The sequence below is a fragment of the Pseudomonas sp. p50(2008) genome, assembly GCF_015351605.1.
In the GTDB taxonomy this organism is placed as follows: domain Bacteria; phylum Pseudomonadota; class Gammaproteobacteria; order Pseudomonadales; family Pseudomonadaceae; genus Aquipseudomonas.
This window is the reverse complement of the sequence record NZ_JACMYF010000004.1, coordinates 212,997-234,935: the sequence shown is the minus strand read 5'-3', so window position 1 is coordinate 234,935 and position 21,939 is coordinate 212,997. Positions and strand designations below refer to the sequence as shown.

At 59.7% G+C, this 21,939-nt stretch carries 19 protein-coding genes and 1 riboswitch; of the genes, 13 read left to right on the top strand and 6 right to left on the bottom strand.

From position 1 onward, the window contains the following. The first annotated feature begins 6 nt into the window (after window positions 1–6). The gene (gene msbA / locus H7698_RS12845) at window positions 7–1,812 is read left to right on the top strand and encodes a lipid A export permease/ATP-binding protein MsbA (protein WP_162437150.1); all 1,806 of its coding nucleotides are present in this window, start codon (window positions 7–9) and stop codon (window positions 1,810–1,812) included. Window positions 1,813–2,009: 197 nt separating this feature from the next. Further along, window positions 2,010–3,434 carry a bifunctional D-glycero-beta-D-manno-heptose-7-phosphate kinase/D-glycero-beta-D-manno-heptose 1-phosphate adenylyltransferase HldE gene (hldE, locus tag H7698_RS12840; RefSeq protein WP_162437149.1) on the top strand — a complete coding sequence of 475 codons (1,425 nt, stop codon included), beginning with the start codon at window positions 2,010–2,012 and terminating at the stop codon, window positions 3,432–3,434. 86 nt (window positions 3,435–3,520) lie between these two features. Here the strand turns inward: hldE and H7698_RS12835 are convergent, their stop codons facing one another. The 4 genes from H7698_RS12835 to H7698_RS12820 all read right to left on the bottom strand — a co-directional run bounded on the left by H7698_RS12835 (window position 3,521) and on the right by H7698_RS12820 (window position 7,104). Next, window positions 3,521–4,489, bottom strand: a complete 969-nt coding sequence (locus H7698_RS12835) for a metal ABC transporter ATPase (protein WP_162437148.1) — start codon at window positions 4,487–4,489, stop codon at window positions 3,521–3,523. Window positions 4,490–4,521: 32 nt separating this feature from the next. Continuing rightward, the gene (locus H7698_RS12830) at window positions 4,522–5,334 is read right to left on the bottom strand and encodes an aldo/keto reductase (RefSeq protein ID WP_162437147.1); all 813 of its coding nucleotides are present in this window, start codon (window positions 5,332–5,334) and stop codon (window positions 4,522–4,524) included. Next, window positions 5,331–6,506 carry an FAD-dependent oxidoreductase gene (locus H7698_RS12825; RefSeq protein ID WP_194691603.1) on the bottom strand — a complete coding sequence of 392 codons (1,176 nt, stop codon included), beginning with the start codon at window positions 6,504–6,506 and terminating at the stop codon, window positions 5,331–5,333. Before H7698_RS12825 ends, H7698_RS12830 begins: the two co-directional genes overlap by 4 nt. A gap of 265 nt (window positions 6,507–6,771) precedes the next feature. Further along, window positions 6,772–7,104, bottom strand: a complete 333-nt coding sequence (locus tag H7698_RS12820) for a DMT family transporter (protein ID WP_194691864.1) — start codon at window positions 7,102–7,104, stop codon at window positions 6,772–6,774. 102 nt (window positions 7,105–7,206) lie between these two features. On the opposite strand from H7698_RS12820, the gene H7698_RS12815 reads away from it, so the two are divergent. Together H7698_RS12815 and waaA are read left to right on the top strand one after the other, a co-directional pair. Then, window positions 7,207–8,109, top strand: a complete 903-nt coding sequence (locus H7698_RS12815) for a LysR family transcriptional regulator (protein ID WP_162437144.1) — start codon at window positions 7,207–7,209, stop codon at window positions 8,107–8,109. An 11-nt stretch (window positions 8,110–8,120) separates the two neighbouring features. Beyond that, window positions 8,121–9,398, top strand: a complete 1,278-nt coding sequence (gene waaA, locus H7698_RS12810; protein ID WP_194691602.1) for a lipid IV(A) 3-deoxy-D-manno-octulosonic acid transferase — start codon at window positions 8,121–8,123, stop codon at window positions 9,396–9,398. 111 nt (window positions 9,399–9,509) lie between these two features. Here waaA and H7698_RS12805 read toward each other — a convergent pair whose 3' ends face one another. Beyond that, entirely contained in the window at window positions 9,510–10,943 is a 1,434-nt protein-coding gene (locus tag H7698_RS12805; protein WP_162437142.1) for a TolC family outer membrane protein, read from the bottom strand. Window positions 10,944–11,146: 203 nt separating this feature from the next. Beyond that, window positions 11,147–11,252: riboswitch (TPP riboswitch) on the top strand. A 165-nt stretch (window positions 11,253–11,417) separates the two neighbouring features. Between H7698_RS12805 and thiC the strand changes: the two genes are divergently transcribed. Together thiC and cytX are read left to right on the top strand one after the other, a co-directional pair. Continuing rightward, a complete protein-coding gene (thiC, locus tag H7698_RS12800) occupies window positions 11,418–13,307 on the top strand; it encodes a phosphomethylpyrimidine synthase ThiC (RefSeq protein ID WP_162437141.1) in 1,890 nt (629 codons plus the stop codon). Between the two features lie 151 nt (window positions 13,308–13,458). Beyond that, window positions 13,459–14,751, top strand: a complete 1,293-nt coding sequence (gene cytX / locus H7698_RS12795) for a putative hydroxymethylpyrimidine transporter CytX (RefSeq protein ID WP_194691601.1) — start codon at window positions 13,459–13,461, stop codon at window positions 14,749–14,751. Here cytX and H7698_RS12790 read toward each other — a convergent pair. Further along, complete coding sequence (locus tag H7698_RS12790) at window positions 14,720–15,466, bottom strand: RsiV family protein (RefSeq protein WP_194691600.1); 747 nt, start codon at window positions 15,464–15,466, stop codon at window positions 14,720–14,722. The genes cytX and H7698_RS12790 overlap by 32 nt on opposite strands. Before the next feature lie 210 nt (window positions 15,467–15,676). Here H7698_RS12790 and H7698_RS12785 point away from each other — a divergent pair, with 210 nt between their 5' ends. From H7698_RS12785 to H7698_RS12755, 7 genes are all read left to right on the top strand, one after another. Next, window positions 15,677–16,294: an NUDIX domain-containing protein gene (locus H7698_RS12785; RefSeq protein ID WP_194691599.1), complete on the top strand. Its 618-nt coding sequence runs from the start codon at window positions 15,677–15,679 to the stop codon at window positions 16,292–16,294. Next, window positions 16,285–16,737: a DUF1249 domain-containing protein gene (locus tag H7698_RS12780; RefSeq protein WP_162437137.1), complete on the top strand. Its 453-nt coding sequence runs from the start codon at window positions 16,285–16,287 to the stop codon at window positions 16,735–16,737. Before H7698_RS12785 ends, H7698_RS12780 begins: the two co-directional genes overlap by 10 nt. 106 nt (window positions 16,738–16,843) lie before the next feature. After that, the gene (gene cpdA, locus H7698_RS12775) at window positions 16,844–17,659 is read left to right on the top strand and encodes a 3',5'-cyclic-AMP phosphodiesterase (RefSeq protein WP_194691598.1); all 816 of its coding nucleotides are present in this window, start codon (window positions 16,844–16,846) and stop codon (window positions 17,657–17,659) included. 203 nt (window positions 17,660–17,862) lie between these two features. Continuing rightward, the gene (locus H7698_RS12770) at window positions 17,863–18,471 is read left to right on the top strand and encodes a YqiA/YcfP family alpha/beta fold hydrolase (protein WP_194691597.1); all 609 of its coding nucleotides are present in this window, start codon (window positions 17,863–17,865) and stop codon (window positions 18,469–18,471) included. A 51-nt stretch (window positions 18,472–18,522) separates the two neighbouring features. Next, window positions 18,523–20,427, top strand: coding sequence for a DNA topoisomerase IV subunit B (parE, locus tag H7698_RS12765; protein ID WP_194691596.1), 1,905 nt, complete (start codon window positions 18,523–18,525; stop codon window positions 20,425–20,427). After that, a complete protein-coding gene (locus H7698_RS12760; protein ID WP_194691595.1) occupies window positions 20,427–21,413 on the top strand; it encodes an esterase-like activity of phytase family protein in 987 nt (328 codons plus the stop codon). Before parE ends, H7698_RS12760 begins: the two co-directional genes overlap by 1 nt. After that, window positions 21,410–21,934, top strand: coding sequence for a retropepsin-like aspartic protease family protein (locus H7698_RS12755; protein WP_194691594.1), 525 nt, complete (start codon window positions 21,410–21,412; stop codon window positions 21,932–21,934). The genes H7698_RS12760 and H7698_RS12755 overlap by 4 nt, the downstream gene beginning before the upstream one ends. The last annotated feature ends 5 nt before the right edge of the window (window positions 21,935–21,939 follow it).

The following is a 21,939-nucleotide window of genomic DNA, read 5'->3' as shown; positions in this document are numbered from 1 at the left end:
TCTACGATGAGTGACGCACCGCCCAAAGCGGGACAGGATTCCAGCCTGAAAATCTATCTTCGGCTGTTGGGGTATGTAAAACCCTATGTGGGCCTTTTCCTGCTGAGTATCGTGGGCTTCGTGATCTTTGCCTCTACCCAGCCGATGCTGGCGGGGATTCTCAAATATTTCGTCGATGGCCTGAGCAACCCTGAAGCGGTGCTCTTCCCCAACGTCCCCTACCTGAAAGACTTGCAGCTGCTGATGGCGGTGCCGTTGCTGATCATCCTGATCGCCGCGTGGCAGGGGTTGGGTTCGTTTCTGGGTAACTACTATCTGGCGAAAGTTTCGCTGGGACTGGTACATGACCTGCGCGTCGAGCTGTTCAACAAGCTGTTGGTGCTGCCGAACCGCTATTTCGACACCCACAACTCCGGTCATCTGATTTCCCGCATCACCTTCAACGTCACCATGGTCACTGGTGCCGCCACGGATGCCATCAAAGTGGTCATCCGTGAAGGCCTGACGGTGGTCTTCCTGTTCGCGTATCTGTTGTGGATGAACTGGAAACTGACGATCGTGATGCTGGCAATCCTGCCGGTGATCGCTTTCATGGTCGGTAATACCAGCAAGAAATTTCGCAAGCAGAGCAAGAAGATCCAGGTGGCGATGGGGGACGTGACTCATGTGGCGTCCGAAACCATCCAGGGCTATCGCGTAGTGCGCAGCTTCGGTGGCGAGAGCTACGAGGAGCGTCGCTTCGCCGAAGCCAGTCAGGGCAACACCGACAAGCAATTGCGCATGACCAAGACCGGTGCGGTCTACACGCCGATGTTGCAGTTGGTGATTTATACCGCCATGGCCGTGTTGATGTTCCTGGTCCTGTTCCTGCGGGGCGATGCCACAGCGGGCGACCTGGTGGCCTACATCACCGCGGCGGGACTGTTGCCTAAGCCGATTCGTCAGCTGTCAGAAGTCAGTTCGACCATCCAGAAAGGCGTAGCCGGTGCCGAAAGCATTTTCGAGCAGCTGGATGTCGAGCCCGAGGTTGATCACGGTACAGTCGAGCGCGATCGCGTCGATGGTTACCTGGACGTACGCAACCTGAGCTTCACCTACCCGGATACCGAACGTGAAGTGCTGAAGAACATTAGTTTCACTGCGGCGCCAGGGCAGATGATTGCGCTGGTAGGTCGCTCGGGCAGCGGCAAGTCGACCCTGGCCAGCCTGATTCCGCGTTTCTATCATCACGAAACCGGCGAGATCCTGCTCGATGGCGTAGAGATCGAAGATTACCGCCTGCGCAATCTGCGCCGGCACGTGGCGCAGGTCACGCAGCATGTCACCCTGTTCAATGACACCATCGCCAACAACATTGCCTACGGCGACCTGGCCGGCGCTCCGCGTGCCGACATTGAAAAAGCAGCCACCGACGCCTACGCAATGGACTTCATCTCGCAAATGCCCGAAGGCCTGGATACCCAGGTTGGCGAAAACGGCGTGTTGCTGTCCGGCGGTCAGCGTCAGCGCCTGGCGATTGCCCGGGCACTGTTGAAGAACGCCCCGTTGCTGATTCTCGATGAGGCAACCTCGGCGCTCGATACAGAGTCCGAGCGCCATATTCAGGCGGCACTGGATCAGGTCATGAAAGGTCGGACCACACTGGTGATTGCTCACCGCTTGTCGACCATCGAAAAAGCTGACCTGATCCTGGTCATGGATCACGGTGAAATCGTCGAGCGTGGCACCCACGCGCAACTGTTGGCGCAGAATGGCTACTACTCGCGTCTGCACGCCATGGGGCTCGATGCTCCGGTGGAAAACATAGCCTGACGTGACGAGAGGGTGGGTCCAGGCTCACCCTCTCGGATCACCGGCGTGCAATGCGTCCGGTGTTTAGACAACCTTTATTTCAGCTCAATTTTTGAACAGAAAATCCCCTGTATTCATCCTCTTGCAGCCGTCACGCAAGCCTGTGCCAACCCTGTGTTAATATCGCGACCCTGTTCATTTTGTATGTGGGTTGCACCATGAAGTTGTCCATGCCGCGATTCGATCAAGCCCCTGTCTTGGTGGTCGGCGATGTCATGCTCGACCGTTACTGGCATGGTGGTACCTCACGGATTTCTCCCGAGGCGCCAGTACCGGTAGTCAAGGTCGAGCAAATCGAGGACCGTCCGGGCGGTGCCGCCAACGTTGCGTTGAACATTGCCGCCCTCGGTGCACCAGCCTCATTGGTTGGCGTCACTGGCGACGATGAAGCCGCCGACAGCCTGGTCAATAGCCTCAAGGGCGCGGGCGTCCGGGCATTGTTCCAGCGCATCGCGCACCAGCCGACCATTGTCAAGCTGCGAGTCATGAGCCGTCACCAGCAATTGCTGCGTATCGACTTCGAAGAACCCTTCGCCACCGACGCCCTGGCGTTGGGCGAACAGGTCGACGAGCTGCTCGACGGCATCAAGGTATTGGTGTTGTCCGATTACGGCAAAGGCGCGTTGAAAAACCATCAGGTGTTGATCCAGGCTGCGCGAGCTCGAGGCATTCCGGTGCTGGCCGATCCCAAGGGCAAGGATTTCTCCATCTACCGTGGTGCGAGCCTGATCACCCCGAACCTCAGCGAATTCGAAACCATCGTCGGCAAGTGCGTTGATGAGCACGAGTTGGTGAGCAAGGGCGCGACCTTGATGCACGAGCTCGATCTCGGCGCCTTGCTGGTCACCCGTGGTGAACACGGCATGACCTTGCTTCGTCCGGATCATCCCGCGCTGCACTTGCCGGCGCGAGCGCGTGAAGTGTTCGACGTGACAGGTGCTGGTGACACGGTGATATCTACCCTGGCCGCAGCGATTGCTGCAGGCGAAGAACTGCCCCACGCAGTGGCGCTCGCCAACCTGGCCGCAGGCATCGTGGTAGGCAAGTTGGGTACCGCGGCCATCAGTGCGCCCGAGCTGCGTCGCGCGATTCAGCGTGAAGAGGGCTCCGAGCGCGGCGTGCTGGGACTTGAGCAATTATTGCTGGCGGTCGACGATGCGCGTGCGCACAAAGAGACGATCGTCTTCACCAATGGCTGCTTTGACATTTTGCATGCGGGTCATGTGACCTACCTCGAGCAGGCGCGAGCCCAGGGTGATCGCCTGATCGTTGCGGTCAATGACGATGCTTCTGTGAGCCGCTTGAAGGGACCGGGTCGCCCGATCAATAGCGTCGACCGTCGCATGGCTGTACTTGCCGGTCTGGGCGCTGTGGACTGGGTGATCAGCTTCGCCGAAGGCACTCCGGAAAACCTGCTGCGCGAGGTCAAGCCGGACGTGTTGGTCAAGGGCGGAGACTACGGAATCGAGCAGGTGGTGGGTGCTGACATCGTGACGGCTTACGGCGGAACGGTGAAAGTGCTGGGGCTGGTGGAAAACAGCTCGACCACGGCGATTGTGGAGAAAATCCGCAAGTCCGAGTGAAACAACAAAAGATCGCAGCCTTCGGCAGCTCCTACAAGGTTATGTGTACACCTGTAGGAGTTGCCGAAGGCTGCGATCTTTTGATTTCAAGAACTCACCTTCTTGCGCGGCACGATCTTCTTCAACAACTGCTTCGCCTTCCCGCGCAATCGCGCCAGACCTGAATCTTTCCCCTGCGGGCTCAAGCCCTGCTGGCGTACCCAATCCTTCCACTTGATCCGCTCATCCCGCACCAGCCAGCCATCCTGCAGTGCAAAGCTCTCCGCCAGGTACAACCCTCGCGTACTCGCCGGATACAGCTGATCTTTTTTAAGGGTATAGAGTTCAGCCATCGGCTGGCCGTCCTGCAAGGGCATCAGATACAAATCGGGCCGTTTGCGATCGAGTCGCGCGACCAGTTGATCGCCCTCCAATCGTTCATCGACATGAAACAGGCTCAAGGATTTCGCTTCCTTGGGCACGTCCAGTCGCAAGTCATAGATCAGTTGGAGCGACGCCGTCGGCAAATGCACATAGGCCCGCGGCCGTTCGATCAACTGCATGTTGGCGCAACGCACTGGTCGCGCCGAGCCGGACAATGGCGTCAGGCGAAACGGCAGGGCTTCGCGATAATGCAGGGCGGAGGAGTAGGGTGCCGGTAGCCAGGTGTCATTGAAACGCCCTCCCAGCCAGCCTTCCGGTGTTTCCAGCAGACACTCTTCAGCAATCTCCTGGATGGCCGTGTGCAGCGGCAGGTTCAGCTCATGGGCGGGCACGTAACCTGAGATCAGCTTCAGCACCACATCGCCACGGTCTTGCCGGCGTTGACGGACCAGCACCCAGTAATCCCGATTCTGCCAATGCAGGGTCAGTCGCACCGACACCCCAAGGTTGGCCAGCTCGACCGCAAAGCGCTCGCTGTCAGGCACTGCCACCGGGCGGCGACGTTGCAGGGTCTGGGAAAAATTGAGCGGCATCCCGACGCTCTGATAACTCAAGCCTTCGGGAGTCGCTTCAACGAATAACGGCAGGGTCTTGAAGTTGCTCGGGTTCTTTCTAATGAGCGTACGCGGCATGTCGGCTCCTGCTTAAGGCCGCGTGGGCGGCGTCAGTGACTACGTAGGACCTTGGCAACGGTCGCGACGTTGTGGGCGAGGTGCAGCGGATTGATGGTCCCGACAATAGCACTGGCTACACCCGGATGCTCAAACAACAACTCGAAGCTGGCACGCACCGGATCGACACCCGGACTCAGGCAGACGTGGCCGCTGGCGAGTGCTTTTTTTACCAGAATGGCTTTGCCGTGAGCAGCAGCATAGTCAATGACGGCTTTCTCGCTCAATTCGTTCAGATTGTAAGTGACCATCGCGCAATCACCCTGTTCCAGAGCCTTCAATCCACCTTCGACGGTTTTCCCGGAAAAACCGAATCCACGAATTTTCCCTTCGGCCTTGAGCGCAGCGAGCGTTGCGTAGACCTCGCAGTCGTTGAGGATGGCCAGGTCGTTGCCGTCGGAATGCACCAGCACCAGGTCGATAAAATCCGTTTCCAGACGTTGCAGGCTGCGCTCGACCGACAGGCGGGTATGGGCGGCGCTGAAGTCGTGACTCGATAGACCGTCGGCAAACTCTTCGCCGACCTTGCTGACAATCACCCAGTCCTGACGCTGACCGCGCAACAACGGGCCAAGCCGCTCTTCACTGCGACCGTAGGCCGGTGCGGTGTCGATCAGGTTGATGCCCATGTTCTGCGCCAGTTTGAGCAACATGCGTGCTTCATCGTCGCCCGGGATCTGGAAGCCGTTCGGGTACTTCACACCTTGATCACGTCCCAGTTTGACGGTGCCCAGGCCTAGCGGTGAAACCATCAGGCCTGTGCTGCCCAAGGGGCGATGCAAATCGTGCAGGGTCGGTTGGGTCATGGCAGCAGTTGCTCCCAGGCAGGAACGCCCATCGGTGGTTTGGGTAGCTCGGGCAGTGGCGCGCAGTGGCTGGGTTCAATGCCGTCGCGCTGCAGAGAGGCGATGACACGGTCAGCGAAGTCCGGGGCCAGCGCCAGTTTGGTAGGCCAGCCGACCAACAGTCGGCCTTCCTCGGCGAGAAATGCGTTGTCCGGTCGCGTCAGTCCCGATTGCAGGGGCTCGGCGCGATCTACCCGCAACGTGGCCCATTGCGTGGTGCTCAAATCGATCCATGGCAGCAATTGGCCAAGCTCTTTCTGCGCCGTGGCAATCTGCTCGGCGGGTTCGCGGGCAACACCTTCGGATTCAGCGATGTCACCGCCCAGGTACCAGACCCATTGGCCATCGGCGGCCGGATGAGTGGTGACGGTGATGCGAGGTTTGGTGCCGCCACCCAGACAGTGGGCATACAGCGGTTTAAGGCCTGGACCTTTGGCGATGATCATGTGCAGTGGCCGACGTTGCATGGCTGGCCGACTCAGCGCCAAGGTTTCGAGCAGCGCTGCCGTGCCTGCACCGGCGCTGAGAACGATGCGCTGGGCGCGAATGTCGCGCCCATCGACCGTCAATCCCACCAGAAGGCCACCTTCCAGCAACGGTTCGATCTGCTGTCCGGCCAGTAGACCGTCACCCGACAGGTCGGCGAGACGCTGAATCAGACTCGGGACATCGACCACCAGCTCGGCCAGACGATAAACCTTGCCCTTGAAGCGCTTGTCTTGCAGCGCAGGTGGCAGTTGATCGCCCTTTACCTGATCAACCCGGCCGCGCACGGCTTTGCTGGCGAAGAAACTGGTGAGGTTTCCAGCGAGTGTGCCGGGTGACCACAGGTAATGCGCTTCGGACAGCAGGCGCACGCCAGACAGGTCGAGTTCGCCATTGCCGGCCAGCGCTTCACGCCAGCGCCGTGGCATGTCGGCGATTGCTTCCGACGCGCCGGTCAGGGCGCCGTGCAGCGCGTACTTGGCGCCGCCATGGATGATGCCCTGGGACTTCAAACTCTGACCGCCGCCGAGGCTGGCGCTTTCCACCAATACCGTCGAAAAACCCTGACGGCGCAGACGCGCATTCAGCCAGAGGCCGGCGACACCAGCGCCGACAATCAGAACGTCGGTGGAAATAACGGATGGCATGCAGCGACCTCAGTGTTCAAGACGAGGGCGCAGTATACAGACTCGACGGAAAGGGGATTTGATGGATCAATCAGGATATACGCACGACCTGTGGTGAGGGAGCTTGCTCCCGCTGGGCCGGGCTGGCGCTAAAGCGCAAAGCGGCCCTTAAAACCATACACCGCGGTTTTTCAGACTGGCCGCGTCTATTGGCCCTGCGACTGCCGTGCAGCCGAGCGGGAGCAAGCTCCCTCGCCACAGGTTACTGTTTGTCTCCAAGGTTCGGTCAATGCCCCGCCGTTTTGGAAAATAGCTGGATGACCACAACCCCCAGCACAATCAGCCCCATCCCCAGCATCGCCGGCACATCAAGCTTTTGCCCATAGATGAACAACGCCGCAACGCTGACCATCACGATCCCCATCCCGGCCCATACCGCATAGGCCACGCCGACCGGAACGCTGCGCACCACCAGCGTCAACATCCAGAAGGCAATGCCATAACCGACGATGACCAGCACCAGGGGCAGGGGCGTGCTGAATCCTTTGACGGCTTTCATTGAAACGGTCGCGACCACTTCGGCACAGATGGCAATGGCCAGGTAGTAGTAAGCGGTCATAGGTGCATCCTCAAGTGAAGTGTTGCTGTCTTGGCTGGGCATTCTAGAGCTTCGTCAGATGCGGTAAAGTCATTACCTATCTGTTTTGGAGATGGGCTGGCCATGAACACGCAATGGAATCTGGAACAGTTACGACTGTTTGTCAGCGTAGCGGAGCAGCGATCGTTTTCGGCCGTTGCGCGGGATCAGCGCAAGGCGCAGTCAGCGGTCAGCAGTTCAATTGCGATGCTTGAAGAGGACCTCGGCGTCAGCCTGTTTGATCGTAGCAGTGGCCGTCAGCCGACGCTGACCGAAGCCGGCAACGCGTTGCTTGAAGAGGCGCGGGAAGTACTGCGTCAATGCGAGCGCCTCAACGGACGGGCATGGGCGATGATGCGCGGCCAGGAGGCGCGGCTGCGTTTGGCCCAGGATGAGGCAATGCCTTATCAGGCGGTGGTGGATAGTTTTGAAGCCCTGGCGGAAAAATTTCCCAGCCTTGAGGTGCAATTGACCAGCGCCGCCCAAGGGGAAGTGGCGCGCAAGCTGGTGGAGCGTCAGGCCGATCTGGGTTTGCTGTTTTACCACGATCAGATTCCCGAAGCGCTTGAGCGGCAAGTGCTGGGCAGCGTTGAGATGGTCACCGTGTGCGGTGCCGGTCATCCGTTGGCGGGGAAAGCGGCGGTGGACTGTCAGCAACTGGCGCAGCACCGGCAACTGCTGATGTCCACGCAGTCCAGCGTCTACCCCGGCAGCGAGCCTGCCAGCCCGCAAGTCTGGCGCGCCGACAGTTTCTACGTCATGGCAGAGTGGCTGGTTCGCGGTCTCGGCTGGGCCTGGCTGCCGCGTCATGTGGTGCAATACCCCGCTTATCAGGGGCAGATGATCGAACTGGCCAGCGAATGGACTCCGCCTGCGTTGGTCGTGGAGTTGGTCTGGCGCCGTGATGAGCCGCTGGGGCCGGCAGCTCGATGGCTGGCGGAACGTTTTGCTGTGCACTTGCGGGCGATCGGCGATAAAAGCCGATAAACTCCGCCGCCATGAATAGAACTCTCTACACCGCGCTGTTTTACCTGGGGCTGCCACTGGTAGCGATTCGGCTTTGGTTGCGAGCGCGTAAAGCGCCAGCCTATGCCAAACGTATCGGCGAGCGTTTTTCCTACGGGATACCGGCGATGAAACCAGGGGGCATCTGGGTGCACGCGGTGTCGGTGGGCGAGAGCATCGCCGCAGCGCCGTTGATTCGTGCCTTGCTGCAACGTCATCCACAGTTGCCGATCACCGTGACCTGCATGACCCCGACCGGCTCGGAGCGCATCCAGGCCTTGTTCGGCAATGAACCGCGCATCCAGCACTGCTACTTGCCGTATGACTTGCCCTGCGCAGCCAAGCGATTTCTGGATCGGGTTCAGCCGAAATTGGCAGTGATCATGGAGACCGAACTCTGGCCTAACCACATTCACCAGTGCGCCAGGCGCGGGATCCCGGTGGCGCTGGCCAATGCGCGGCTGTCCGAGCGATCGGCCAAAGGCTACGGTCGTTTCCGAAAACTGACCCAGCCGATGCTTGTCGAAATGAGCCTGTTCGCGGTGCAGACCGAAGCAGAAGCCCAGCGCTTTCGTGATCTGGGTGCACGCCCGGAGACGGTCGAAGTGACCGGTTCGATCAAGTTCGACCTGACCATTGACCCGCAACTGCTTCAGCGTGCCACCGAGTTGCGCGGGCAATGGCAAGCACAGGAACGCCCGGTATGGATTGCTGCCAGCACCCACGACGGTGAAGACGAAGTAGTGCTGGCGGCCCATCGTCAGCTGTTGGCCAGTCATCCGGATGCCTTGTTGATCCTGGTGCCCCGTCATCCGGAACGATTCAACGCCGTGTTCGAGCTGTGTCAGCAGCAAGGTTTCGCCACTGTTCGTCGTTCCTCCGGTGAGCCAGTCCGCAGCGATACTGCTGTGCTGATGGGCGACACCATGGGTGAGTTGCTGTTTCTCTACGCCTTGGCCGATACCGCGTTCGTCGGCGGCAGCCTGGTGCCCAATGGCGGGCACAACCTGCTGGAGCCGGCCGCGTTGGCCAAACCGGTCTTGAGCGGTCCGCACCTGTTCAACTTCCTCGAAATCGCCGCGCATTTACGCAATGCCGGCGCATTGCAGGAAGTGGAGGATGCCGAAGGGTTGGCTGTGGCGGTGCAGCGCCTGTTTGAACTGCCGCGGGATGCGCAGCGAATGGCGGATGCCGGATTGAAGGTAATGCGCAGCAATCAGGGCGCATTGCAGCGATTGCTGGAGGGGTTGGGGCGGTTGATCGAGCGTTGATTCAGCTCATCCTGTGCCCCGCGCCGGCGTCCTTCGACTGATTCTGCCGCGACACTGCACCTGTGGCGAGGGAGTAAACTACCTCGCCATGGCACCTCGGTATTTAGTCGCTTATGGCCGGGCTTTCAACTGTTCCGCCGCAGCCTTCGCCAGATCGGGCGGCAGGAAGTCCTTGTCCGGGTTGTAGTCAGGCTTGAGGTAACGCTTGAGGTCCTCCAGGTCGCCCGGGTTCAGCGTGCCGGCAGCCTGCTTCAAACGCAGGTTGTCGAGGATGTAGTCATAGCGGGTGTTGTTGTAGTTGCGCACCGAGGTGTACAGCTGACGCTGGGCATCCAGGACATCGACAATGTTCCGTGTCCCCACCTGATAGCCGATTTCAGTCGCTTCCACCGCACTCTGGTTGGAGATGATCGACTGTTTGCGCGCTTGAACCTGCTCAACATCGGTGTTCACCGCGCGGTGCAGGTTACGGGTGCTTTCGACGATTTGCCGACGCAGGCCTTCCCGCTGTTGTTCCGTCTGGTCCAGGCGCGAGTAGGACTCACGAACCTGCGAGGTGGTCAGGCCGCCGCTGTAGATCGGGATGTTCAGTTGCAAGGCCAGGGTGGTTTGTTCGACCGGGCCCCGATACGACTGACCGAACGCGCTCGGGTTGCTGAAACCAAAGGCGTCGTTGTCACCTTTCTCGTATTTCGCCACCGCATCCACAGTGGGCGCATGGCCGGCCTTGCGCTGCTTGAGGGTTTCCTCGGCGGCGCTCACCGCATAGTTGCTGGCCAACAGATTGAGGTTCTGTCGGGCGGCGGTGTCGACCCAGGCCTTGGCATCGTTCGGTGCCGGCGGCAGGATCGGCAAGCTGTGAACAATGCCTTGAATCGAGTTGTACTGACGGTTGGTCAAGGTGATCAGTGCTTCGAATGCATCATCCACCTGGCGCTGAGCGAGGATTCGGTTAGCTCGCGCCGTGTCATAACTGGCTTGAGATTGCAGCACGTCGGTCTTGTCCGACAGGCCCACGTCAAAGCGTTCGTTGGACTGGTCGAGCTGGCGTTTGAACGCGGCTTCTTCGGCCTTGGTCGAGGCCAGGTTATCCTGGGTACGCAACACGTTGAAGTAGTTTTCGGCGGTCTGCAGGATCAGGTTTTGCTCGGTAGCCGAGAGTTGCAGTGCAGCCTGTTCGTTGACGTCTTTGGCGGCCTGGTACTGGAACCAGCGATCGGCCCGGAACAGTGGCTGAGCCAATGTTGCCTGATAGGAGTTGGCACTGCGATTGGCGACGGCGGCCGGTTGATCGATATCGGTACGCACACTGGCCATCTGAGCGCCGCCGGAGATGTTCGGCAACAGGCCGGCACGTGCCTGAGGCACTACTTCTTTCTGGGCGCCGTACTGGGCGCGGGCGGCAGCCAGGTCGGCGTTGTTGTCTACCGCTTCCTGGTAGACGCTCACAAGATCGGTTCTGGTCGATAAGGGCGCTTCTGCTGCCCAGGCCAATCCATTGGAAGCACAAGACACGGCAAGGGCCAGTGAAAGTTTGCGCAGCATGCGGCCATCCCTAAAAATTACGCTGATAATTTGCGCCAAAGGTACGGCGCGGCTTCGTCCATCGTCAATGCACAGCGTCGATGCGCGGCACGGCGTAGCGAGTGTAGTTGGGCATCCGTCCGGCAACAATCCTGTAATTACGCCATTCATCATGGTGTTTACCTTGGGGTTGGCGTTCTTTGCCAGTTGTGTCTAGACTGGCCGGGTTCTTGTCGGGGTGCCTTGCTATGAGGCTGAGATCGAATAATTTCGGATCCCGTTGAACCTGATCAGGTTAACGCCTGCGTAGGGAACAAGATTTCTCGTCACCCGGCGAGTCCTCTTGTGCTTCGTCCGGGATGTTGTTCGACAATCGAACACCCCTCGAGTACTGAGCACAGCACCAACAGCGCCACAGCTGATTGGTCGCGTCCATTCGTTACAGGTTCGCTCCGACAAAATTCCACCGCCTGGATGCTGTCTGGAGAGCCCGTGATGACGATAAAACTAAAAAACGTAACGAACCTGAGTGACTCGGCCCAAGTCGATCAACAGTCCGTTCAACCCTTTACCCGCTCGCAAAAAATCTACGTTCAGGGTTCACGCCCGGACATTCTCGTGCCGATGCGCGAAATCAGCCTCGATGTCACCCCGACCGACCTCGGCGGCGAGATCAATGCACCGGTGGTGGTCTACGACACCTCGGGCCCTTATACCGATCCCAATGTCATTATCGACGTGCGCAAAGGCTTGGCCGATGTGCGTTCGCCGTGGATTGAAGCCCGTGGTGACACCGAGCGTCTGCCTGGCCTGAGCTCGAATTTCGGGCGTGAACGCCTCGCCGACGCCGAGCTGACCAAGCTGCGATTTGCCCATGTGAACAACCCGCGTCGCGCCAAAGCCGGCGGCAACGTCACCCAGATGCACTACGCCCGTAAAGGCATCATTACGCCCGAGATGGAATTCGTTGCCATCCGCGAAAACATGAAGCTTGAAGTGGCCCGCGCCGCCGGTCTGCTGGACCAGCAACACGCCGGCCACAGCTTCGGTGCCAGCGTGCCGAAAATCATCACCCCTGAATTTGTCCGCGAAGAAATCGCCCGCGGTCGCGCGATCATTCCGGCCAACATCAACCACACCGAACTGGAACCGATGATCATCGGCCGTAACTTCCTGGTGAAGATCAACGGCAACATCGGCAACAGTGCCTTGGGTTCGTCCATCGAAGAAGAAGTGGCGAAACTGACCTGGGGCATTCGCTGGGGCGCGGACAACATCATGGACTTGTCCACCGGCAAGCACATTCACGAAACCCGCGAATGGATCATTCGTAACTCGCCGGTGCCGATTGGTACCGTGCCGATCTATCAGGCGTTGGAAAAAGTCGGTGGCGCGGCCGAAGACCTGACCTGGGAGCTGTTCCGCGACACGCTGATCGAGCAGGCCGAGCAGGGCGTCGACTACTTCACCATCCATGCGGGCGTGCTGTTGCGTTACGTACCGCTGACCGCCAAGCGCGTGACCGGTATCGTGTCCCGTGGCGGCTCGATCATGGCCAAGTGGTGCCTGGCGCACCACAAGGAAAACTTCGCCTATACGCATTTCGAAGAAATCTGCGAAATCATGAAGGCCTACGACGTCAGCTTCTCGCTGGGCGATGGCCTGCGTCCGGGTTCGATTGCCGACGCCAATGACGCCGCGCAATTCGGCGAGCTGGAAACCCTCGGCGAGCTGACCAAAATCGCCTGGAAGCATGACGTGCAAACCATGATCGAAGGCCCGGGCCACGTGCCGATGCAGTTGATCAAAGAGAACATGGACAAGCAGCTCGAGTGCTGCGACGAGGCGCCGTTCTACACCCTCGGCCCGCTGACCACCGACATTGCGCCGGGCTACGACCACATCACCTCCGGTATCGGTGCGGCGATGATCGGCTGGTTCGGTTGCGCCATGCTTTGCTACGTCACGCCGAAAGAGCACTTGGGCCTGCCGAACAAGGATGACGTGAAAACCGGGATCATCACCTACAAGATCGCCGCCCATGCGGCCGACCTTGCGAAGGGCCATCCGGGCGCGCAGATCCGTGACGATGCCTTGAGCAAGGCGCGTTTTGAATTCCGCTGGGAAGACCAGTTCAACCTGGGCCTGGATCCGGATACCGCTCGTTCGTATCACGATGAAACGTTGCCGAAGGACTCGGCCAAGGTCGCGCATTTCTGCTCGATGTGCGGGCCGAAATTCTGCTCGATGAAAATCACTCAGGAAGTCCGCGAGTACGCGGCCAACCAGCAGCTTGAAACCATTGACGCCGAAGTCGCCCAGGGATTGGCGGAACAGGCCGAGCGGTTCAAGCAGGAAGGCAGTCAGCTGTACAAGAAGGTTTGATCTGACCTGAATGGGTGGGGCCTGCACAGGCCCCATCGCCAGCAGGCTGTCTCCCACATTGGATCTGTGGCGTTCACAAGTCCCCTGTGGGAGCCAGCCTGCTGGCGATAGCGATCAATACAACAACAAAAGTCCCTCTGAGATAACACCCTTGAGCATTCAACCCAGCACTTATTCCCCAGACATCGCGGTGCCCACGGACAAACGTGTCTTCGGCGGCCGCGATCTCTTCTCCCTGTGGTTTTCCCTCGGCATCGGCCTGATGGTTCTGCAGACCGGTGCATTACTGGCGCCAGGTCTGGGTCTGTCCGGCTCGCTGCTGGCAATCTTCCTCGGCACGCTGGTAGGTGTTCTGCTGCTGGCTGCCGTCGGCGTGATCGGCAGCGACACCGGCCTGTCGTCGATGGCCGCGCTCAAACTCAGCCTCGGCAAACACGGCGCGAGCCTGCCTGCGGTGCTGAACCTGCTGCAACTGATCGGTTGGGGCTCATTCGAAATCATCGTCATGCGTGACGCGGCCAGCCTGTTGGGTGCCCGTGCCTTCAGCGAAGGCAGCGTATTGTCCAGTCCACTGCTCTGGACCCTGTTCTTCGGCGGCCTGGCGACCTTGCTGGCGGTAAGCGGCCCATTGACCTTTGTGCGGCAGATCCTGCGTAAATGGGGTATCTGGTTGCTCTTGGCCGCCTGTATCTGGCTGACCTGGAACCTCTTCGCCAAAGCCGATCTGGCTGCCCTGTGGGCCCAGGCAGGTGATGGTTCGATGCCGTTTGCCGTGGGCTTTGATATCGCCATCGCCATGCCGCTGTCATGGCTGCCGTTGATTGCCGACTACTCGCGTTTCGGCAAGCGCGCCAGGAATGTCTTTGGTGGTACCGCGGTGGGTTTCTTTATCGGTAATTTCTGGCTGATGAGCCTGGGCGTGGCCTACACCCTGGCCTTCGCGCCGAGCGGTGAAGTCAACGCATTACTGCTGGCATTGGCCGGTGCTGGGCTGGGGATTCCGCTGCTGTTGATTCTGCTGGATGAATCGGAAAACGCCTTCGCCGACATTCACTCGGCGGCCGTATCCAGCGGATTTCTGCTGCGCTTGAAAGTCGAGCATCTGGCCCTGGCCATCGGCGTGATTTGCACATTGATCGCCTTGCTGGCGCCATTGGCCCAGTACCAGAATTTCCTGCTGTTGATCGGTTCGGTGTTTGCGCCGCTGTTCGGCGTGGTGCTGGTGGATCATTTCATCCTGCGCAAGCGCAGTGCTCAGGTGGCGTCAGCCGCCTTGCGCTGGCCGGCGCTACTCGCCTGGTTCGGCGGGGTAAGCACGTATCACTTGCTGGCCAATCTCTACCCGGACATCGGCGCAACCCTGCCGTCGTTGATTCTGGCAGGGTTGCTGCAGCTGGTGCTGGGTCGGGCCTTCAGTTACGGCCAGGAAACAGCTCGGGCTTGAGAATGCCGTTCAGGCGAGGGTAGGGGATCTTCAGTTCGACGTGGCCCAGCGCGTAAGGCGCGATGGTGCTGGTTTCGTACTTGAGGACTACCGCTCCATAGGTCAGCGCCACGTTCTGGGTTTTCTGGAACGGCCAGCTCTTCACGAACTCTGCTTCCTGATCGAGCTTGGTGCTGATCAACCAGCTGTTATGCGCCACTTGTGCGGCTTTCCAGAATGCTTCTTCCTGCCCTGGCAACAACATGTCCGAGAGCGTCAGCACCTTGTGCTGCTGGCGCGAATAGTTGATGAAGCTGCGGCCTGGCGTGCCATGTGCGCCGCCGGTGTCCAGGTAGCTGGAAAACTCGACGATCACCAAGCCGTCATGCTGCTTACGTACCTTGGCCTGCAGGTAGCTGCTGTAACGCGGTGCGGCGGTGCGCAAAAACTCGTCACGATAAGCCGCCAGCGTTGGCTCCACCGGGGCATCGGGCGATGTGCGGGTCATTTGCAGCAGGCGTTTTTCGATGATGCCGTCCAGTGCAGGCTCGGCAGGGAAGCGCAGCGTGTCGATATTGACCAGCGGGCAATCAGGTGTCGTGCAGCCAGGCTTCAGCTGCTCGGACGCATCGCGGGTCGTTTCCAGCGGCGCCCGATAGTTGGGCTGGAACAGGCTCTGGCAAGCGCCCAGAGTCAAAGCGATTGCGGCCACGGAGGCGATTTTAAAAAGCGACATGGGCGTCCTTGATAAAACTGGGAAAGGCGAAAAGTTATCCGCTTCGACTCTCAACGAAGCAGTCAGTTCGCCACTAAGCTAATTAGAGTTGGTTTCGCCCTCACCGTCTATCCCGCTGACGGGAAAGGGGCTGCATCAAACGTCACGGGCGCGTTAGGATGGCGCGAAGTCGAGGCTGGAGCCTCGGTGTGTGTAGATACGAGGATTGTCATGACTGATTTTGCCAACGCCATTCCGACCGCCGTTGATATCGTTCGGCGTGAAAAGTGCTACGAGGGCTTTTACAAGCTCGATCGTGTGCACTTGCGCCACGAATTGTTTGGCGGGGGCATGAGCCGCGAAATCAATCGGGAAGTGTTCGTCCGCCATGACGCCGTCTGTGTGTTGCCCTACGACCCGCAGCGTGACGAAGTGGTGTTGATCGAACAGTTCCGCGTCGGCGCCATGGGCAAGACTGATAATCCCTGGCTGATCGAACTGGTCGCTGGTCTGATCGACAAGGATGAGGTGCCGGAAGAAGTTGCTCACCGCGAAGCGCAGGAGGAAGCTGGGCTTGTGTTCGGGGCGCTCTGGCCGATGACCAAATATTTTCCATCGCCGGGCGGCAGTAACGAATTTGTGCATCTGTTCCTGGGGCGTTGCGACAGTACTGGCGCTGGCGGCCTGCACGGGCTGGAGGAAGAAGCAGAAGATATTCGCGTCACGGTCTGGGCGTTCGAGGATGCCTTGCAAGCCGTACGCGACGGACGAATTGCCAACGCGGCCAGCATCATTGCCTTGCAATGGTTAGCTTTAAACCGCGCTGAAGTGAGGGGGCTATGGTCGTAAACAAACTGCGCGATCGCTATCGGGTTGACCTCGTGGGGCTGCAAGCCTCCTGCGAGGCCAACTACGCGCGCCTTATGCGACTGCTCCCGGACATGCGCAACGAGCCGGCAGCCCGGCGCATAGCCGTGACCCATGGCGACCAGATGCTCGGCGTATTGGCGCTGGAGGTACTGCAAGTCTGTCCGTACACCACCACGTTGCAAGTACGCCAGGAGCACAGCCTGCCGTGGCTGCCGGTGCCCCAGCTGGAAGTTCAGGTCTATCACGATGCCTGCATGGCCGAAGTCGTCAGTGCCGAGCATGCACGACGCTTCCGTGGCATCTATCCTTATCCGAATGCCTCGATGCATCAGCCGGACGAAAAAGCGCAGCTGAATATGTTCCTGGGGGAATGGTTGAGCCATTGTCTGGCGTTGGGGCATGAGTACGAAGCTGTTCGTTAAGTGCCAGATGTGAACTGTGTTCGGTTCACAGCGTTCCTCTTTTGGTCGTCCCCCAGCATAATTGCGGCACTTACCCACACCCGTGATTCAGCCTTGGGAGAACGCCTTGCCGAGCGTATCCACATTGACCACCGCCGATTCGGCGTTGCTGGTGCAACTGTCCGACAGTCATCTGTTTGCCGACGCGGACGGGACGTTGTTGGGGATGAATACCCGCGACAGTCTGATGAAGGTCATCGAGCTGGTACGCGCTCAGCAGGCGAAAATCGACCTGATCGTCGCCAGTGGTGATCTGTCTCAGGACGGGACGCTGGAGTCTTATCAGCTGTTTCGTGACCTGACTCGGCAGCTCGACGCACCGGCGCGCTGGATCCCCGGAAATCACGACGAACCACACATCATGGCCGAAGCCGCGGTGCAGAGTGCGCTGCTGGAGCCGGTGGTGGATCTCGGGAACTGGCGCATCACCTTGCTGGATTCAGCAGTGCCCGGATCGGTGCCGGGTTATCTTCAGGACGAACAGCTGCAACTGCTGGCCCGTTCGTTGAGCGAGGCGCCGGAGCGGCATCATCTGGTGTGTTTTCACCATCATCCAGTGTCGATCGGGTGTGCATGGATGGAGCCCATCGGATTGCGAAATCCCGAAGCGCTGTTTGCGGTGCTGGATCGGTTTCCCCAGGTGCGCGCGGTTTTATGGGGGCATGTTCACCAAGAGATCGATCGGGAGCGCAATGGCGTGCGTTTGATGGCCTCTCCGTCTACCTGCATTCAGTTCGAGCCGGGCAGTGAAGAATTCAAGGTGGGCGATCAAGCGCCAGGCTATCGGTGGATGCGGTTGTTGCCCGATGGTCAGCTCGAAACCGGCGTGGAGCGGGTCACCGGGTTCGACTTTCAGGTGGATTACGGCTCCAACGGTTACTGAGTTTTTTGCAACTTACATAGACCGAGGCGCGGCCATCGCGGGCAAGCCCGCTCCCACAGGGATCCGAGGTGCTCGCAAATCCCTGTGGGAGCCAGCCTGCTGGCGATGGCATCCGCTCAGGCGAGCTGAATTCCACGGATATCCCCGATTCCCCCGACTCCCTGTAAACTCCGCCTTCTTTACCCGACGCACAGGGCGCTCAAATGTCTGGTTCGATCCTTTATATCCATGGTTTCAACAGCGCGCCTGCTTCGAAAAAGGCCACTCAGTTGATGGACGTGATGGACCGCCTGGGTTTGAGCGATCAATTGCGCGTTCCGGCCTTGCATCACCACCCGCGTGAAGCCATCGGTCAGCTGGAGCAGGCGATTGACGAGCTGGGGCGGCCTCTGCTGGTCGGCAGCTCACTCGGCGGCTACTATGCGACTCACTTGGCCGAGCGCCATGGCCTCAAGGCCCTGTTGATCAATCCTGCCGTGAGTCCGCACCGGATGTTCGACGGGTTTCTGGGGCCGCAAACAAACCTGTACACCGATGAGACCTGGGAAATGACCCACGACCACGTGACGGCCCTGGCCGAGCTGGAAGTGCCGGCGCCTCAGGATCCGCAGCGGTATCAGGTGTGGTTGCAGACTGGCGACGAAACGCTGGACTATCGCCTCGCCCAGCAGTACTACCGGGCCTGTGCCTTGCGCATCCAGGCCGGTGGCGACCATGGTTTCCAGGGTTTTTCCAGGCAATTGCCGGCCATGTTGAGTTTTGCCGGCATCGGCGCAGATGTTTATCAGTCGATCGATTTCGAAGCGCTGTGACCGGCCTCTTTTTCACAGAACACTTTTTTCACTGAAGGACGACGAGACCCCATGGCCACTCCCAGCGCTAGCTCTTATAACGCAGACGCCATCGAAGTCCTCTCGGGCCTCGACCCGGTGCGCAAACGCCCCGGCATGTACACCGACACCAGTCGGCCGAACCACCTTGCCCAGGAAGTCATCGACAACAGCGTCGACGAAGCCTTGGCCGGACATGCCTCCTCGGTGCAGGTCATCCTCCACGCCGACCACTCCCTGGAAGTCAGCGATGACGGTCGTGGCATGCCCGTGGACATCCACCCGGAAGAGGGTGTGTCGGGCGTTGAACTGATCCTCACCAAGCTCCATGCCGGCGGCAAGTTTTCCAACAAGAACTACCAGTTCTCCGGCGGTTTGCACGGGGTGGGTATTTCCGTGGTTAACGCCTTGTCGACCGAAGTCCGGGTGCGCGTAAAGCGTGACGGCAACGAATACCAGATGACTTTCGCAGACGGTTACAAGAAAACCGATCTGGAAGTGATCGGTACCGTCGGCAAGCGCAATACCGGCACCAGCGTGTTTTTTGCTCCGGATCCCAAGTACTTCGACTCTCCGAAATTTTCCATCAGCCGCCTCAAGCACGTGCTCAAGGCCAAGGCTGTACTGTGCCCGGGACTGCTGGTCAGTTTCGAAGACAAAGCCACAGGTGAAAAAGTCGAATGGCATTACGAAGACGGCCTGCGTTCCTACCTGGTCGATGCGGTCAGCGAGTTCGAGCGCCTGCCGGACGAGCCTTTCTGCGGCAGCCTGGCCGGTAATAAAGAAGCGGTGGATTGGGCGCTGCTGTGGTTGCCGGAAGGTGGCGACAGCGTTCAGGAAAGCTACGTCAACCTGATCCCGACGGCCCAGGGCGGTACTCACGTCAACGGTTTGCGTCAGGGCCTGCTCGATGCCATGCGCGAGTTCTGCGAATTCCGCAGCCTGCTGCCCCGTGGCGTGAAGCTGGCGCCGGAAGACGTCTGGGAACGCATTGCTTTCGTCCTGTCGATGAAAATGCAGGAACCGCAATTCTCTGGTCAGACCAAGGAACGCCTGTCATCCCGTGAAGCGGCGGCGTTTGTTTCCGGTGTGGTCAAGGACGCATTCAGCCTGTGGCTCAACGCCAACCCGGAAACGGGCATGATGCTGGCGGAACTGGCGATCAATAACGCTGGCCGTCGCCTGAAGGCCAGCAAGAAGGTAGAGCGCAAACGCATCACCGCGGGCCCGGCACTGCCCGGCAAACTCGCCGACTGCGCCGGCCAGGACCCGATGCGTTCCGAACTGTTTCTGGTGGAAGGTGATTCCGCTGGCGGTTCGGCCAAGCAAGCGCGAGACAAGGAGTTTCAAGCGATTCTGCCGTTGCGCGGCAAGATCCTGAACACCTGGGAAGTCGACGGCAGCGAAGTGCTGGCGAGCCAGGAAGTGCACAACATCGCCGTGGCCATCGGTGTCGATCCCGGCTCGGCGGACATCGCCCAGCTGCGCTACGGCAAGATCTGCATCCTCGCCGACGCCGACTCCGACGGTCTGCACATTGCCACGCTGTTGTGCGCGTTGTTCGTCCAGCACTTCCGGCCGTTGGTGGATGCCGGTCACGTCTATGTCGCCATGCCGCCGCTGTACCGTATCGACCTCGGCAAAGAGATCTACTACGCCCTGGACGAAGCCGAACGCGATGGCATTCTCGATCGCCTGGTGGCCGAGAAGAAACGTGGCAAGCCGCAGGTCACCCGATTCAAAGGTCTGGGTGAAATGAACCCGCCGCAGCTGCGCGAAACCACCATGGACCCGAACACTCGGCGCCTGGTGCAGTTGACCCTGGAAGATTACGACGCAACCGCAGAAATGATGGACATGCTGCTGGCGAAAAAGCGCGCTGGTGATCGCAAGTCCTGGCTGGAGTCCAAAGGCAACCTGGCCGAGGTTCTTGGTTGATGCGGGTTGGCTTTGCCCTGTTGTCTGCGTTACTCCTGAGTTCGACGGCACTGGCCGAACCGACTCCGCAGCTGCGCCTGTTATCCGAGCATGCCGTCGAAGGCATGCGCGGTGGCAACCTGTCGGGGCTGGCGCAGTGCGGCGAGGCGCTGTGGACGATCTCCGATCGAGACGATAAACAGATCTACCGTCTCGATACCCGCCAAGACACCTGGCAAGCTGAAGCCGTGCCGATCGATGTCCCGATCGTGCCTGCCAGTGGTTTGCCGTGGGGGTTGAGTTCGCGCAGTTGGGCGGCGTCGTTCATTCGCGGTGGCGACCTGGATTTTGAAGGCATCACCTGCGACAGCGCCGGCAATCGCTACATCGTCAGCGAGTCCCATGCCGCGGTGCTGCAAGTACCACCATCGGGACCGGCATCCTGGCTGAAAATCTCGCCGATGCTGGTTCGCGAGGCACGGGCCAGTGGCATGCTGTTGCATTTCAATGCGCTGTTTGAAGGTCTCGCGGTTAACCCTGAAGGTGACAAATTGTGGCTGGCCGCCGAACGCGATCGCCGCGGTTTGCTGTTGATCAAGCGCAAGCAAGTCGTCTGGGATTGCGACGGGGGTTGCGTGCTGTTGAGCGAGGCCGGGAAGGAAATGCAGCCTGCGCAGTTTCGCAAGGCCAAGGCGGTTTCCCGGGATTTCGCCGACCTGTCATTGTTCGACGGCAAGCTGTTTACCCTTGAACGCAACGCTTACAAGATCTGCCGCCGCGATGCAGTAACGGCAAAGGTCGAGCGCTGCTGGTCCTATGCCGCCGAGTTGTTGCAGGAAAACCGGCAATACCCTCAGGGCTTTGGCCTTGAAGAAGCATTGGTCGTGGACGCCAAAGGTGCCTGGATCGGTGTCGATAACAACGTTTGTGCCCGCGACGATGGCGAGGTTCGTCCGATCGTTTGGCGTTTCGCCGCACCTGAAGGCGGTTGGAGTGCCAAGCCGTGAGTCAGCAGACGCCGGGCAAGCGCGCCGGTCGAGTGTTCATGGTGCTGGCCTGGTGCGCGGCGTTATTCCTGGCGACGCGGTTTTTTGGCCAATGGGAAGCGCGACAGGAAAATCCCAATGTCGTCGTCAACTCGGAGCAGGGCGAAGGTTTTATCGAAGTGAAACTGGTCAGTAACCGTCAGGGGCATTTCGTCGCCAGCGGCCAGATCAACGGCCAGCCAGTGGATTTCATGCTGGACACGGGGGCAACCGATGTTTCTATCCCGGCGGAAATGGCCAAGCAGCTGAAGCTGGAAGAAGGCTTCGGCGTCACCCTGAGCACGGCCAACGGCTTGAGCCAGGGGTATAGAACCCGAATCGACCGTTTGCAGGTGGGCGATATTGTCTTGCGTGATGTACGTGCGCTGGTCGCGCCCGGCCTGGGCGGTAAACAGGTGCTGCTCGGTATGAGCGCGCTGAACAAACTTGAATTTACCCAGCGCGGTGGCACCATGCTGCTGCGCCAGACAACGAACCGATGAGGCCC

What these genes read in the sequence shown, in the direction of transcription:
- msbA (WP_162437150.1), top strand. Translation starts at nt 7, where the DNA reads ATGAGTGACGCACCGCCCAAAGCGGGACAGGATTCCAGCCTGAAAATC.
- hldE (WP_162437149.1), top strand. Translation starts at nt 2,010, where the DNA reads ATGAAGTTGTCCATGCCGCGATTCGATCAAGCCCCTGTCTTGGTGGTC.
- H7698_RS12835 (WP_162437148.1), bottom strand. Translation starts at nt 4,489, where the DNA reads ATGCCGCGTACGCTCATTAGAAAGAACCCGAGCAACTTCAAGACCCTG.
- H7698_RS12830 (WP_162437147.1), bottom strand. Translation starts at nt 5,334, where the DNA reads ATGACCCAACCGACCCTGCACGATTTGCATCGCCCCTTGGGCAGCACA.
- H7698_RS12825 (WP_194691603.1), bottom strand. Translation starts at nt 6,506, where the DNA reads ATGCCATCCGTTATTTCCACCGACGTTCTGATTGTCGGCGCTGGTGTC.
- H7698_RS12820 (WP_194691864.1), bottom strand. Translation starts at nt 7,104, where the DNA reads ATGACCGCTTACTACTACCTGGCCATTGCCATCTGTGCCGAAGTGGTC.
- H7698_RS12815 (WP_162437144.1), top strand. Translation starts at nt 7,207, where the DNA reads ATGAACACGCAATGGAATCTGGAACAGTTACGACTGTTTGTCAGCGTA.
- waaA (WP_194691602.1), top strand. Translation starts at nt 8,121, where the DNA reads ATGAATAGAACTCTCTACACCGCGCTGTTTTACCTGGGGCTGCCACTG.
- H7698_RS12805 (WP_162437142.1), bottom strand. Translation starts at nt 10,943, where the DNA reads ATGCTGCGCAAACTTTCACTGGCCCTTGCCGTGTCTTGTGCTTCCAAT.
- thiC (WP_162437141.1), top strand. Translation starts at nt 11,418, where the DNA reads ATGACGATAAAACTAAAAAACGTAACGAACCTGAGTGACTCGGCCCAA.
- H7698_RS12790 (WP_194691600.1), bottom strand. Translation starts at nt 15,466, where the DNA reads ATGTCGCTTTTTAAAATCGCCTCCGTGGCCGCAATCGCTTTGACTCTG.
- H7698_RS12785 (WP_194691599.1), top strand. Translation starts at nt 15,677, where the DNA reads ATGACTGATTTTGCCAACGCCATTCCGACCGCCGTTGATATCGTTCGG.
- H7698_RS12780 (WP_162437137.1), top strand. Translation starts at nt 16,285, where the DNA reads ATGGTCGTAAACAAACTGCGCGATCGCTATCGGGTTGACCTCGTGGGG.
- H7698_RS12770 (WP_194691597.1), top strand. Translation starts at nt 17,863, where the DNA reads ATGTCTGGTTCGATCCTTTATATCCATGGTTTCAACAGCGCGCCTGCT.
- parE (WP_194691596.1), top strand. Translation starts at nt 18,523, where the DNA reads ATGGCCACTCCCAGCGCTAGCTCTTATAACGCAGACGCCATCGAAGTC.
- H7698_RS12760 (WP_194691595.1), top strand. Translation starts at nt 20,427, where the DNA reads ATGCGGGTTGGCTTTGCCCTGTTGTCTGCGTTACTCCTGAGTTCGACG.